14 protein-coding genes and 1 pseudogene are annotated in these 14,335 nt (G+C 33.7%); 10 read left to right on the top strand and 5 right to left on the bottom strand.

The window, feature by feature from the left end; translation table 11 throughout:
* Positions 1–74: 74 nt before the first annotated feature.
* Both sucD and EG348_RS01835 read left to right on the top strand, forming a co-directional pair.
* Entirely contained in the window at positions 75–947 is an 873-nt protein-coding gene (gene sucD / locus EG348_RS01840; protein WP_054510282.1) for a succinate--CoA ligase subunit alpha, read from the top strand.
* Between the two features lie 16 nt (positions 948–963).
* Positions 964–1,632 carry a porin family protein gene (locus EG348_RS01835; protein ID WP_123980159.1) on the top strand — a complete coding sequence of 223 codons (669 nt, stop codon included), beginning with the start codon at positions 964–966 and terminating at the stop codon, positions 1,630–1,632.
* Positions 1,633–1,719: 87 nt separating this feature from the next.
* Here the strand turns inward: EG348_RS01835 and EG348_RS01830 are convergent, their stop codons facing one another.
* The 3 genes from EG348_RS01830 to EG348_RS01820 form a co-directional block, all read right to left on the bottom strand.
* A complete protein-coding gene (locus tag EG348_RS01830) occupies positions 1,720–3,030 on the bottom strand; it encodes an ABC transporter permease (protein ID WP_123980157.1) in 1,311 nt (436 codons plus the stop codon).
* A gap of 2 nt (positions 3,031–3,032) precedes the next feature.
* Positions 3,033–3,944: an ABC transporter ATP-binding protein gene (locus EG348_RS01825; protein ID WP_123980155.1), complete on the bottom strand. Its 912-nt coding sequence runs from the start codon at positions 3,942–3,944 to the stop codon at positions 3,033–3,035.
* Positions 3,945–4,049: 105 nt separating this feature from the next.
* Positions 4,050–4,400 carry a T9SS type A sorting domain-containing protein gene (locus EG348_RS01820; RefSeq protein ID WP_123980153.1) on the bottom strand — a complete coding sequence of 117 codons (351 nt, stop codon included), beginning with the start codon at positions 4,398–4,400 and terminating at the stop codon, positions 4,050–4,052.
* A 119-nt stretch (positions 4,401–4,519) separates the two neighbouring features.
* Between EG348_RS01820 and hemB the strand changes: the two genes are divergently transcribed.
* The gene (gene hemB, locus EG348_RS01815) at positions 4,520–5,509 is read left to right on the top strand and encodes a porphobilinogen synthase (RefSeq protein ID WP_123980151.1); all 990 of its coding nucleotides are present in this window, start codon (positions 4,520–4,522) and stop codon (positions 5,507–5,509) included.
* 98 nt (positions 5,510–5,607) lie between these two features.
* Here hemB and EG348_RS01810 read toward each other — a convergent pair whose 3' ends face one another.
* Entirely contained in the window at positions 5,608–6,336 is a 729-nt protein-coding gene (locus tag EG348_RS01810) for a hypothetical protein (RefSeq protein ID WP_123980149.1), read from the bottom strand.
* A 263-nt stretch (positions 6,337–6,599) separates the two neighbouring features.
* Here EG348_RS01810 and lptB point away from each other — a divergent pair.
* From lptB to EG348_RS01785, 5 genes and pseudogenes are all read left to right on the top strand, one after another.
* Positions 6,600–7,325, top strand: a pseudogene (lptB, locus tag EG348_RS01805) (LPS export ABC transporter ATP-binding protein); the annotation flags it as partial.
* A gap of 339 nt (positions 7,326–7,664) precedes the next feature.
* A complete protein-coding gene (locus tag EG348_RS01800; protein WP_123980145.1) occupies positions 7,665–7,922 on the top strand; it encodes a hypothetical protein in 258 nt (85 codons plus the stop codon).
* Between the two features lie 165 nt (positions 7,923–8,087).
* Positions 8,088–9,815, top strand: coding sequence for an ABC transporter ATP-binding protein (locus EG348_RS01795; RefSeq protein ID WP_123984995.1), 1,728 nt, complete (start codon positions 8,088–8,090; stop codon positions 9,813–9,815).
* A 150-nt stretch (positions 9,816–9,965) separates the two neighbouring features.
* Entirely contained in the window at positions 9,966–10,916 is a 951-nt protein-coding gene (locus EG348_RS01790; protein ID WP_123980143.1) for a helix-turn-helix transcriptional regulator, read from the top strand.
* A 28-nt stretch (positions 10,917–10,944) separates the two neighbouring features.
* A complete protein-coding gene (locus EG348_RS01785) occupies positions 10,945–12,045 on the top strand; it encodes a linear amide C-N hydrolase (RefSeq protein ID WP_123980141.1) in 1,101 nt (366 codons plus the stop codon).
* Positions 12,046–12,158: 113 nt separating this feature from the next.
* On the opposite strand, the gene EG348_RS01780 is transcribed toward EG348_RS01785, so the two are convergent.
* Positions 12,159–12,650, bottom strand: a complete 492-nt coding sequence (locus EG348_RS01780; protein WP_123980139.1) for a DinB family protein — start codon at positions 12,648–12,650, stop codon at positions 12,159–12,161.
* 448 nt (positions 12,651–13,098) lie between these two features.
* On the opposite strand from EG348_RS01780, the gene EG348_RS01775 reads away from it, so the two are divergent.
* Both EG348_RS01775 and EG348_RS01770 read left to right on the top strand, forming a co-directional pair.
* Complete coding sequence (locus tag EG348_RS01775; protein WP_123984994.1) at positions 13,099–13,668, top strand: cob(I)yrinic acid a,c-diamide adenosyltransferase; 570 nt, start codon at positions 13,099–13,101, stop codon at positions 13,666–13,668.
* Positions 13,658–14,287 carry a thiamine diphosphokinase gene (locus EG348_RS01770; protein WP_123980137.1) on the top strand — a complete coding sequence of 210 codons (630 nt, stop codon included), beginning with the start codon at positions 13,658–13,660 and terminating at the stop codon, positions 14,285–14,287. The genes EG348_RS01775 and EG348_RS01770 overlap by 11 nt, the downstream gene beginning before the upstream one ends.
* Positions 14,288–14,335 lie beyond the last annotated feature (48 nt).

Genomic DNA, 14,335 nt, shown 5'->3' with positions numbered 1-14,335 from the left:
TCTAAAATCAAAGAAAATTAAGTAAATTTGTGAGCATTAATAAGAAAATAAAAATAAATTAAAACAACAATAAAATGTCAATTTTAGTAAACAAAGATTCTAAAGTAATTGTACAAGGATTTACAGGTAACGAAGGTACTTTCCACGCAGGTCAGATGATTGAATACGGAACAAACGTAGTAGGTGGTGTTACTCCAGGAAAAGGAGGTAGCGAGCACTTAGGAAAGCCGGTATTCAACACTGTTGCTGATGCTGTTGAAAAAGCTGGAGCTAATGTAAGTATCATTTTCGTACCGCCTGCATTTGCTGCAGATGCTATCATGGAAGCTGCTGAAGCTGGAATTAAAGTGATCGTATGTATTACTGAAGGTATTCCTGTAGCAGACATGGTAAAAGTAAAATCTTACATTGCAGACAGAGATTGTAGATTGATCGGACCAAACTGTCCGGGAATCATTACTTCTGAAGAAGCTAAAATTGGTATTATGCCAGGTTTCGTTTTCAAAAAAGGAAAAGTAGGTATCGTTTCTAAATCAGGAACTCTTACTTATGAAGCTGCTGACCAAGTTGTAAAAGCTGGTTTCGGTGTTTCTACTGCTATCGGTATTGGTGGTGACCCAATCATTGGAACTACTACAAGAGAAGCTCTAGAATTGTTCATCAACGATCCGGAAACTGAAGCTGTTGTTATGATCGGTGAGATCGGTGGTGGTCTTGAGGCTGAAGCTGCAAGATGGTACAAAGCTAGTGGATCTACTAAACCGGTTGTAGGATTTATCGCTGGGCAAACTGCTCCTAAAGGAAGAACTATGGGGCACGCTGGTGCTATCGTAGGTGGTGATGAAGATACTGCTCAGGCAAAAATGGAGATTATGAGAGAAAACGGAATCAACGTTGTAGATTCTCCTGCTGATATCGGTGCAACTGTAGCGAAAATTTTAGCTTAATTATAAAACCCAACATATGAAAAAACTTTTATTAGCCTCAGCTTTGGTACTTTCTACGTTATCTTTCGCCCAGATCGATTTCAGTAGCACAAGATTCGGTATCACTGCAGGAGGTAATTACGCCAGAGTAAAAAATGCTCACAACCCTTCAGGTCCTAGATTTACAGTTCAGGCCGGAGCTTTAGCTTTAATTCCAATAGGAAAAGAAAACCAGTTTTTCTTACAGCCTGAGGTATTATACTACGGAGCCGGAGAAACAGGAAAAGATAAGGATGGTAAAGGAAGAGATGGTTATGACGCTGTTTATGCAAATAATTACATCAGTGTTCCTATTTATTTCAAAGGATATTTTTCAGAAGCTGAATCAGAATTCTTTGCAATGGCAGGACCTAGATTTAATTTTTTAATTAGCCAGAAAGTTAAAAACGCTCCTGTATCAAGACCTTATTATGATCCGGATGTTACTGTTCCTGGTCTTCCTGGAGTAAATGGTAAAGCTGCTAGCTTTAACTTTGGTGTAGGAATTGGTGTAGGATATAGCTACAAAAGACAGTTAGAATTTGCTTTCAACTATGATTTTGGTGTTTCTAATACCTATCCAGGTCTTAAGAACGAGCCATTAGGAAGTACGAAAGGTAAATCTGAACAAGTTCTTAGTGCTAAAATCAGCTACATCTTTGAATAAAAAGATTTCATAAGAAACATAAAAAATCCCGGGAATTTTAATTCTCGGGATTTTTGTTTTATAGTTTTTAATTTTCAGGTGATAATTTTATCCTCTTACCCATTTCCAAAGCTCTTTCAAAGTAGCCTTATTTCCATACATTAAAATTCCTACTCTGTATATTTTTCCTGCAAGGAATATCATGAAAATCGTTGTTCCTAACAATAATACAATCGACAATGCCAATTGCCAGATAGGAACTCCAAAAGGAATTCTTGCAATCATCGCAACAGGTGATGTGAAAGGAATTATAGATAACCAAAAACCTAGAGGGCCGTCAGGATTATTCATTAAAGAAAAACTTCCATACATACCTAAAGTTAATGGTAAAATAGCAAATAAGGTGAATTGTTGAGTTTCTGTTTCATTATCAACCGCAGAACCAATCGCAGCATAAATCGAGCTATAAAAGATATATCCCAAAAGAAAATAAATAATAAATACACCGATAATTAAAGGAAAATTAAGCTCCAATAGACTGTGAGAAACCTGAGTTGCAATCTGAGCAATATCTAATTTACTCATCATTTCTTCATTTCCGCCGGGAATATTTTTCTGTATTGAATTAAAACCTGTATTTAAAACCAACGCACCAATAACCGACATCGTGATCCAGATAATAAACTGAGTCAAAGCAACCATCGTTACTCCCAAAATTTTACCCATCATCAATTCAAATGGCTTCACAGAAGAGATGATGATTTCTACAACACGGTTGTTTTTCTCCTCCAAAACACTTCTCATTACTCTCACACCATAAATCAGGATAAACATGAAAGTAACGTACATTAAAACCATGCTCAATCCAGTCTTGACACCAAAACTAAGATCAGAATCTTCTTTATTATTTTCAGAAACGTTGATCGTTTTTAAAGTGAAACTTTTATCAAGATTATCAAGTTGAGCTTCTGCAATGCCTAATTGCTTGATCTTTTCTTTTTTAATGACATTTGTGATATCAGAAATGATTCTCTGTTTTGTATCAAAACCAATTTTAGAATTAATAACCAACCTTGAATTTTTTTCCAGATCATCATAATTTTGACCGCTTAATTCAGGTAAGATTAAAATTCCGTCTAAAGATTCATTTCCTTTTAAATTATTGACCTTCGACTTTTCATCAGCCGCAGAAACAAAAACATAATTAAGTTTATCATTTGATTTTAACTGATTTTTAAACAATCCGCTTTTATCAACAACTTCAATGATGCTGTGCGACTCATTAGCCTTAAACATTAATCCGATAACTGCCCCAAAAGCAATAATCATAACGGGAGCTAATAAAGTTAATATAATGAAGGATTTCTTCTTAACCTGCGTAAGAAATTCCCTTTTTGTAATTAAAAAAATATTATTCATAATTAAGAGTTGTTGCTTACGGCATTAATAAATACTTCATTCATACTTGGAATTTTTTCGTCAAACGATCTCACTTTTCCAACATTTACAAGGTCTAAAATGATGTTGTTCTGGTCATTCTCATTTTTTAAATCGAAAGAAACCAGATTATTTTCATTGGTATAATTAAAAATCTCGTATTTGTTCTTGAAAGTGTCAAATTGAGCATCACTTACTTCTGAAAGAGTAATTCCAAAAATATTTTTCTTGAATTTTTCTCTTACGTCAAAAACTCTTCCGTCAATAATTTTTTTAGAATTATTGATTAATGCTACATAATCACACATTTCTTCCACACTTTCCATTCTGTGAGTCGAAAGAATAATGGTTGTTCCGTTATTTTTAAGTTCGATGATTTGATCTTTGATCAGATTGGCATTTACAGGGTCAAAACCAGAGAAAGGTTCGTCTAAAATTAAAAGATGCGGTCTGTGAAGTACCGTTACCACAAACTGAATTTTCTGAGCCATCCCTTTTGAAAGTTCAGACAGTTTTTTCTTCCACCATTGATCGATATTCAGTTTTTCAAACCATTTTTTTGCTTCATTTAAAGCATCATTTTTGGTCATTCCTTTTAATTCTCCGAAATAAAGGATCTGATCACCAACAGTCATATTTTTATACAAACCTCTTTCTTCAGGCATGTAACCGATATCTCTGATGTGACTTTGATTAAGCTTTTCTCCGTTGATAAAAACGTCTCCTGAATCAGCCTGAGTGATTTGATTGATGATACGGATAAATGAAGTTTTTCCGGCACCGTTTGGGCCAAGAAGACCATAAATACTCCCTGTTGGGACATGGATACTGAAGTCGTCCAATGCTGTTTTTTTACCCGCATTGTAAGTCTTCGTAATATGTTCAGCTTTTAGCATTAAGTTGTTTTTCTATATTAGTATAAAAATATCCCGAAAGTTACGGAATAATTGAAACAGAATTAATCTAAAAGAAAAAATCCTGATGATTATCAGGATTTAAATTTATTGTTTTACGATTTGAGTAACCTTTTGGGTATTATCGCTTAAAGTGTAGCGAATCAAATATTTTCCGGGTTTCAATTTTTCAATATTGATCTCTCCAGAATTCATATTTACTGTGTAATTAGCAACTTGTGTACCCAAAATTGAATAAAAAGTCACGCTTTTAACTCTTAAAGAAGAGTCCTTTGCCTTAATGATAAGGAAATCCTTTGCAGGATTCGGATAGGCAACAAGCACACCATCATCTGCTTTTTGCGAGATGGAACCAGGCTCTCTCAGTTGAGCTTTAAAATTGTTGGAAAAGCCAACAAAAGTGCCTATAAATAGAAATAAAAGTAAAAGTTTTTTCATCAAATTATAATTTCTCTAGGTATTTCATAACAAAAGTAAATAATTCTATAATCACTTGCAATATTTTTTTATAGAACTTATACTAAATTTGCAGAAACTTATTCAAAAAGTATTCCAAAATGATACATTCAAGAAATAGAAGACTTAGGGTTAATGAATCTATGAGAAGCTTGGTAAGAGAAAGTATCCTTACAACTGATGATTTTGTAATGCCGATCTTCGTGATGGAGGGCGAAAACAAGCAGGAACCGATCCCGTCGATGCCGGGTATTTTCAGGCGAAGTATCGATTTAACGGTGAAGGAATGTAAAGAATTATTTTCTTTAGGAGTAAAAGCTGTCAATTTGTACATGAAGGTGTCTGATCATTTAAAAGACAACACCGGAAAAGAAGCTTGGAACAAAGATGGCTTGATGCAGAGTACAATTAAAGCAATCAAAGATGCAGTTCCTGAGATGATCGTAATGCCAGATGTCGCTTTAGATCCCTATTCGATCTACGGCCACGACGGAATTATTGAAAATGGAAAGATTTTAAATGATGCTACGAATGATGCCTTAGCAAGAATGTCTGTGTCACACGCCGAAGCCGGAGCTGACATTGTGGCACCAAGTGACATGATGGATGGGAGAGTGTTGACAATTCGTGAAGCTTTAGAAGAAAACGGATTTACCGATGTTGGAATTTTAAGTTATTCCGCAAAATATGCGAGTTCTTTTTACGGACCGTTCAGAAGTGCTTTAGACAGTGCTCCGAAAGATGATATGGAAATTCCGAAAGATAAAAAGACCTATCAGATGGATTTTCATAATTCAAGAGAAGCCTTAAATGAAGTTTTTAAAGATATTGATGAAGGTGCAGACATCATTATGATCAAACCGGGACTTCCTTATCTTGATATTGTTTCTAAAGTTCGTGAAGCGATCGATCTTCCAATCGCGGTTTACAACGTAAGTGGTGAATATGCAATGGTAAAAGCTGCGGCTCAAAACGGCTGGCTGGATAATGACAAAACAATCATTGAAAGCTTAACTTGCTTTAAAAGAGCAGGAGCAGATATGATCTTTACTTATTTTGCTAAAGAAGCAGCGATTCTTTTAAACAAATAAATGAGTTATAAGTTAAGAGTTATGAATTATGAGTTTTTAATTGCGCGAAATATTCGGCAACAAAGAACTCATAATTCATAACTCATAATTTATAACTTCTAAGAAATCTCAAAATCTTTTCCCTTTGTAAATTTAGCCGCAAAAGGTGCCTGATTTCCAGAATATTTTAAAACGAAATGTTTTTTAGTATCAGTATCTAGTTTTGCTTCAACTTCCACATTTTGAGTCTGAAAACTTATATCTAATCCAATACCTGATTCTTTTTCAAGATAAATTTCCACACTTTCTGCGTAAAATAGGGAAGTACTCAAATAATTGAACTTAATATTTTTTCTATACGTTTTAGACTGGTCTTGTGTAAATTCAGAATAGTTTCTTAAGATCTCAATTCCGGGCGAATCAATATTGGTAATTCTTGATTTTGTTACACCATTTACTCGTACTGAAAAATCTTTTGCATTTTTAATATTTCCGTTCACTCCGATATTAAACAAAGAAGGCAATGAAAGACCATATTCGATCATGCTGTCTTTTGTGAACTCAAAGTCAGGAATCAAAGCTGGATTTTTGGGAGCATTGATCAATTGATTTTTTACTTTTTCTAAATTTTCATCAGAAAACAAAAATCCGATGAGATTATTTCCTGTCGTTCTCCAGTTTCTTCCGTTCCATTCAAAAATTTCACAAAGTAAAGTGTCTATAGATGAATGAGGAAGAAGATCCATGTCCTGCCATTTGAAAACTTCCTTTGCATAAGGTCTACGGTTAACAATATTTAAGCCCAGATCTAATGCCAAAAGATCCGTTAACTCTTGATTACTTTCCATAATTAATTGTAATATTGGTTTGAATTATAAAATTATGGAAATAAAATAAAAGAGAAGAAGTTTATATTAAATCTTATAACCAGCCTTTAGGAATTGGCAGCTAAATAAACCTGTTAGGTTTTATTTAAGTGGCTCTTAGGAATGAAAAACTTAGTATTAATTTAAATTATAAACGTCCAAAATAACCTTAAATTTTCATAAAACTTTAACAACCATTTCTCAATCTAAAATTTTTAATTCAAAAAAACTTTATCTTTGCTCTTATGATTTTACGAGGAGAAAACTTAATCAAAGAATACGGTCCCAAAAAAGTTGTAAAAGGCGTTTCTGTACAGGTTCAGCAGGGAGAGATTGTTGGGTTGCTTGGTCCGAACGGAGCAGGAAAAACCACATCGTTTTATATGATTGTTGGTTTGGTTAAGCCCACTTCAGGAAAGATTTTCTTGGATAAACAGGAAATTACAACCGATGCCATGTACCGCAGAGCCCAAAAGGGAATCGGTTATCTGGCTCAGGAAGCTTCTATTTTCAGAAAACTTTCGGTAGAAGAAAATATTATGGGCGTTTTACAACTGACCAATCTTTCAAAGCGCGAACAGCAGATGAAATGTGATGAATTGGTTGAAGAGTTTTCATTACAGCACGTTCGTAAAAACAGAGGAGATCTTCTTTCCGGAGGGGAAAGACGTAGAACAGAAATTGCACGTTGTTTGGCAACAAGCCCGAATTTTATCCTTTTGGATGAGCCTTTCGCAGGGGTTGACCCGATCGCGGTTGAAGATATTCAGAAAATCGTAAGAAGTTTGGTTGACAAAAACATCGGAATTTTAATTACAGACCACAACGTTCAGCAAACTTTAGCGATTACCAATAAAACATATATTATGTTTGAAGGAAAGATCCTGAAAGAAGGGCTTCCTGAAGAATTGGCAAATGATCCACAGGTAAGAGAAGCTTATCTTGGTGAAAACTTCGTTTATCAGAGTATTTTAGACAAACCAAAAAGGAAAACTTATGCCTATAATATTTGGGCAGGTAATTTCGACTCCAAATCTCAATTTCAAGCTTTTGTGGATGAAAATTTTGCTCAGTTTGATGATTTGAGATTAATTTACGGTTTTGAAGATATCAGCTTTGCATCGTTAGCTAATTCTGAAATTGAGCATATTTTTAATGATATCGTGGATAAGAATGCAAATAATTCTTTTATTTTCCAGAGAAAAGAAATTAATTCTCAATATTCTTTAGAACAGGCAGAAGCAGAGTCGAAAGAGGCAAGCAAATCAGAATTGCATTATCTTACAACCTATATTTATGCTGGATAATTAATGATTGATAATTCAAATATTGATAATGATTTTAACCCAAGAACAAAAGTTTTTTTAGACGATGAATATGGAGTAGTTTTAGATATTATGCGCTCTGGGTTTTATGGAATGGTTCGCTGGGATACACCTAAGGAATTAGATAATGAGGATTGGATAGGGTTATTCGGCGTATTCACACAAATCGGAGGAAAAATTATCGATCAAAATCATCAATTTAAATACATTAATGATGATGGAAGTTTAAAAGATAAAATTTAAAATCAAGCAATCATTTGCTGAAAAATATAATAAAACGTACCTTTTCTCTTTGAAATGGTACGTTTTTTAGTTAAAATAATTCCTATGGCAAAACCTTTTAACAGAACAGTTACTTTATTTGGGATTTATCAACAATTGGTTCCATTTATTAAGCCTTATCGCTTAATGATTTATGGGACTTTACTTCTCACTTTTTTAGGAGCCCTCGCAGCGCAGGTGAACCCTCTTGTTTTGAAATATACCGTTGATGAGGTTACAAAACTGACGCATTTGCCTCATCCAATGTCTGAGGGAATTCATGTTTTAGTTGTGATTTCAATTATTTTACTCGGAAAAGAATTATTAAATATTTTCATCAATTTCGGACAAAAATTTTATGGCGAAAAAATTAGAATTAATGTAAGTTCGGTTCTGGCACAATCAGCAATTGATAAGATTTTGACGTATCGTGTTGCCTATTTTAACGATGAAAACCACGAGTCGGGAAAATTGCAGATCAGGATAGACAGAGGAATTGAAAGTCTTACAAAATTAGTTCAAAACTTTTTTATCGACATGTTACCGTTATTTTCCAACGCATTCATTGCATTGATTATCATGTATATGCAAAATGTGTATGTTGGATTGGTTTCTACCATCATTGTTCCTATTTATTTTTATATCAGTTCATTACAGGCTAAAAAATTAGGTGGAGTTCGTCGCCAGTTAAGAAATCAAAGAGAACAGAAAACTTCAGGATTGTTGAATTTGATCAATTCTATCATGGTGATCAAAAGTTTTGTTCGTGAAAAATTTGAAGGTAAAAAACAATACGACTTGCAGATGCAGTTGATGGAAAGCCAGATGTTCACCAGAAAAACTAACTTTATTTATGATGGTTTAAAGACTTTTATCGAACAGTTTGGGGTGGTTTTAATTATTCTTTTGACAGTTTATCTTGTTTTGGATCAGCAGATGACAATTGGTGCAATTATGCTTCACATTATGCTTTTCAATAATGTTTCGGCTCCGATTCGTCAGTTGCACAGAATTTATGATGATATGAATGATGCGATGATTTATGCAGAAGGTTATTTTGATATTTTAAATGCCGATAATGAAAAAGAACAGACCGGAACTTTTGTAGAAAAAAAAATCATCGGAAATTTTGAGTTAAAAAATGTCAACTTTTCCTATCCAAACGGAACACAGGCTTTGCATGATGTTTCCATGAAAATTGAAAACGGCAAAACAACTGCTTTGGTTGGTTTGAGCGGTGCCGGAAAATCAACAATCATCAATCTTTTATGTAAATTTTACCTTCCTGATTCTGGCGAGATTTTATTAGATAATGTTAATTTAAATGAATTTGATAATACTTTTCTAAGAGACGATCTTGGATTGGTTCTTCAAAAAAATCATATTTTCCAGGGAAGTATCGAAGATAATATCCGTTATGGAGATATGAATGCAAGTTTTGAAGAAATTCAGGAGGCTGCTAAAAAAGCGTATCTGCACGAACAGATTTTAGACTTACCACAGCAATATCAGCATGATGCTACCCAACTTTCTGGAGGTCAACAACAGAGAATTGCCATCGCAAGGTTATTTTTGAAAAATCCACCGATTATTTTCCTTGATGAGCCTACTGCCAGCCTTGATGCCATCGCAACAGAACAGATAAAAAACTCCTTAGATGCCATAAAAGAAGGCAGAACGGTGATCATTATTTCACATTCTTTATCCCAAATTTTAGATTCAGATAAAATTTATGTGATGAAAAAAGGTAGAGTAGTTGAAAGTGGAACTCACAATGAATTGGTACAAACCAACGGAACTTACCGTGAGATTTTTGATGCTTCCGCAAGAAGTTTGAATCTTGATAAACTGATGAATAGTTTTAAAGATAATTAATTTAAGAAATTAGAAATTAGAAATTAGAAATTAGAAATTATTTTCACTAAACACTAAACACTAAACACTAAACACTAAACACTAAACACTAAACACTAAACACTAAACACTAAACACTAAACACTAAACACTAAAACGCTCCACGCCTCAATGAACGACCATTACCTCAAAAAACTCGACAGAGTAACAGCAATTCTTACACAACTTCAATCAAAACCGATTGTAAGAGCACAAGATTTGGCTGCAAAATTTGATGTTAGCGTCAGAACTATTTATCGTGATGTAAAAACCCTCGAAAATGCTGGAATACCGATTGTTGGTGAAGCGGGAAGTGGATATTCTTTGATGGATGGTTACAAGCTTCCGCCTGTGATGTTCACAAAAGAAGAAGTCTTGAGCTTTATTACGGCCGAAAAGCTGATGCAGAAATTTTTACATCAAAGTTTAGGAAATCATTATCAGTCGGCGATGGAAAAAGTACGTTCAGTATTAAAATATTCGGACAGAAATTTAATTCAGAATATTGAAAAACAGATCGATGTATACAATTATCATCCAAAAACTGAAGATAATATCCAGAATATCATCCCGATTATTTTGGAAAGCATTGCTGAAAAGAAGCAGATAACGCTGGAATATGCCACTGTAGATTCCAACGTTTCTATGCGGACTATCGAGGTTGTTGGTGTCTTTTTTGAATTCAATTATTGGTATATTATGGCTTTTTGTACGTTGCGAAATGATTTCAGGCAATTTAGAGTTGACAGAATTTTACAGATCTTTAAAACTCAAAACCCTTTTCTGCAGGAATACGGTCAAATAAACGATTACAGGCAAAATCCAAATGGAAATAAAACCAAAGTTAGACTTTTGGTTGAGAAAAAAATTATCGGACATCTCAGTAATTCAAAAAAATATTATGGATTAATTGATGAGGTTGAAAGAGAAAATGGAGTAGAACTAATCTTCGAAACCGATTGGATCAATGAGGGATTTCCGCGTTGGTTGATTACCTTTGCAGATTATGCAGAAGTGTTGGAGCCTGAGTCTTTAAAAGTCAGTCTTAAAGAATTGGTAACCAAAATTTCAAATAATATTTAAAAATATTTTAACCATTTTATTCAAAATCATGAAGTTTTTATTGTTACGTTGTTTTTTATTATGCGCAATCGTTTACTCTATTGGAGTTTCTGCCTGTTCGGCATTTTTATTAAAAGGAAAAGACAATTGTGTAGTTGGTTTTAATGAAAACTGGAAAACAATGCCCGGAATGATTGTAATAAACAAACGTGACGTGCAGAAAAGAAATATCAGCTGGGAAAATCTTACAACAGACAATGTAAAATATTCGAAAGAATGGATCTCTAAATTGGGTTCTGTAACCTTCAATCTTTTAGGCTACGATTTTCCATGTTACGGAGTGAACGAAAAAGGGCTTTTTTTAGTTGAATTATATCTTGAAGAAACTTCAAAAGTATTGAATCCCTCACAACCCAATATGTTTTGGGCGCAATGGATTCAATATCAGTTGGATAATTATAAATCTGTAAAAGAAGTTATTGACAATTTGAATAAAGGCCCGAACATCGATTGGTGGCCAAATGCTGCAGGAAGCCACTTTTTTCTGAGCGATGCGAAGGGTAATACGGCAACAATTGCTTTGCTTGATGGAAAGTATAAAGTCTTGACAGATAAGGATATGCCGATGCCACTTTTATGCAATAATCAATATAAAAAAGATTTTGAAATTGCTCAAAAGTTTGATTTTTTAGGTGGAAATGAAAAATTTAATTTTGCTCAGCAAGAAAAATGGGAAGACCGCTACAACCGTGCTTACTACATGTTGAAAAATTATAAGTACGACCAGAAACCTGTGGATTACGCGTGGAATATTTTAAACTCAATTCACGCCGGAGAATGGCAGACGGTTATTGATCTGAAAAAAATGAATCTATATTTCCGCTCTGATTTAAAAAAAGAAGTCAAAACGATTGATATCAAGAAATTAGATTTTTCTAAAAATGCATCGGTGAAATTCCTTGATATTCATACCGAAAGTTCAGGAGAAGTTAATAAAAATTTTGAAGTTCTGACCTTAAATAAAAACAATGAATACGTTGAAAAAGGCTTCCCGATTGGTTATGATAACAAGGAATTTGGAACATCAGAAACGTTTGTAAAACTCAAGCAAAATATTATCACATTCTTTAAAAATATTCTTCCAAATTAGATAATAAATGAAAAGCTTTCAGAAATCCTGAAAGCTTTTTTGTTTGGAAATGATTGATCTTTTCATGTTGTGCTGAATCAGCGATTTTAGTTTCAGTAAAGGCATTAATGATCCTAAAATCTCTCCCAAAAAAAAGGAGGTTCAATTCCTAAAGCTCTTAAATAGGTATATCCCTGACCTCTGTGATGGACTTCATTATCAACGAAATATAAAATATTCTGATAAACAGGAAATTCATATTGACCGAATAAATTGAAAGTTTCCTGGAAACGTTCTTCAGAAATTTCATTGAAATATTGGTTGATCACTTGCGTTTCTTCATCCCATTTTTTCAGGATCTCTTCTTTTGTCTTTGGGTTGAATGCTTCTTCGTTAAAAGCTTCTTCGTGTTTGTTAACGATCCCTTTTAAAGCAGGACCTCCGATACTGATCAGCTCAACGGCCAATTTTGCAAACGGTCTCATTCCGCCAATTGAAAACTCGAATAATTCTTTTTCAGGAAACATCTCTATAACTCTTCTCGTTAGGTTTCTGTGGCCTTGCCAATGCTCTAATAATTGTTCTGATGAGATGAATTGTTTTGTGATTGTTGCTGTAGTTGACATAATTTTTAATTTTGTTTGTTATTGTTGATACAAAGATATGACCGGGTTATGACAACAGTTTGTCAGTAGGGTTTTTCAAATAAAAAATATTTTTCAAATTTTAAAATATCTATCAAAATTTCACGTTCAGAATATATCCTACAATCAAAAGATCAAAAAATCTAAAATATGTAGAGGTAGATAAATAATTTGTAGATGACCGGTTTTTATCGGTCATTTTTTTGTTTTTAAGCTAAAAATGTGAGTTTTCTTAAGAGTTAGAGTGGTGAATTTTAATGACAACTATTTAAACTTGGACAAAACCCCTAGCCCAGATTGAAGTGGAAATCCTTTTTTGAAAAAAAAGATTGTAACGGAAAGCTGGAAACAGCTTCAAAAAACTTTCGAAATTTGTGTATTTCAGGAAATTTTACTTTTTACATTCTGCAAAATGAAGTATTTTAGTCCTATGAAAATTTATACGAAAACAGGAGATAAAGGTCAAACTGCTTTGTATGGCGGAACGAGAGTTTCAAAAGCCAGCGCAAGAGTTGACAGCTATGGAAATATAGATGAGCTTAATTCTTTCATTGGTATCGCGAAAAGTCATATCGAAGATGAAGAAGTTTTAAAGCAATTAAAGAAAATTCAGTTTGATTTGTTTACAGTAGGTTCGGAAGCTGCGACACCTGTCGATAAATTGATGTTGGCGAACGGGAAATCTCGCCTTCCGCTAATTATTTCTGATACTGAAATTGAAGAATTAGAAAATTGGATGGATGCTTTTGAAGGAAAATTAGAACCTCTTCAATATTTTATTCTTCCCGGAGGAGGAAAATCGGCGACATTTTTACATGCAGCAAGAACAATTTGCAGAAGAGCAGAACGTTCTTTGGTTTTCTTAAACGAATCGGAAGAAGTTCGTCCTGAATTGATTAAATACCTAAACAGACTTTCCGACTATCTTTTTGTTTTGGCAAGATATATTTCAAAAATCAACAACGAATCTGAAGAATACTGGAACCCGAATGAAAGATAACGTATTACTTTTCATCAACGGAGATCCTCCAAAATCATTTCCAAAAATAGAAAATTATGGCTTGATTGCCTGTACAGATGGGGCTTTTCATTATCTGAAGCATCTGAATTTCCCTTTGGATAAGCTAGATTTTATATCTGGCGATTTTGATTCGCATTCCGGTTCTGACGAAAATGTGTATGATGAAAAATTCATTTACACTCCGGATCAGGATAAAACAGACTTTCATAAAGCGTTGGAAATTATTGTTGAAAAAGGTTTTAAAAATGTTGATGTTTTAGGCGGAAGCGGAGGTGAACAGGATCATTTTTTAGGAAATCTTACAGTAGCTTTTGGTTTTAAGAATCAATTAGATATTAAGTTTTATGATGAATTTTCAGAATATTATTTTATTTCGAAAAAATTTGTTGTAAAAGGTGTAAAAGATAAAATGGTTTCGTTGTATCCGTTTCCTTCTGTTGAAAATATTACGACAAAAGGGCTGAATTGGTGTTTAACGAATGGTGATTTAAGCATAACTTCAAGAATAGGAACCAGAAATTTTGCTGTTGAAGATGAGGTTTCTGTTGAATATGGAAAAGGGGATTTGCTGATTTTTATTGGGAGGAATTATTTATAGTTTAAACACGAATTACACTAATTTTTTTCACGAATAAACACAACTATT

It is taken from the genome of Chryseobacterium sp. G0201 (genome assembly GCF_003815655.1).
GTDB lineage: Bacteria > Bacteroidota > Bacteroidia > Flavobacteriales > Weeksellaceae > Chryseobacterium.
The sequence above is the reverse complement of the archived record's forward strand: the minus strand, read 5'-3'. Positions and strand labels throughout refer to the sequence as shown.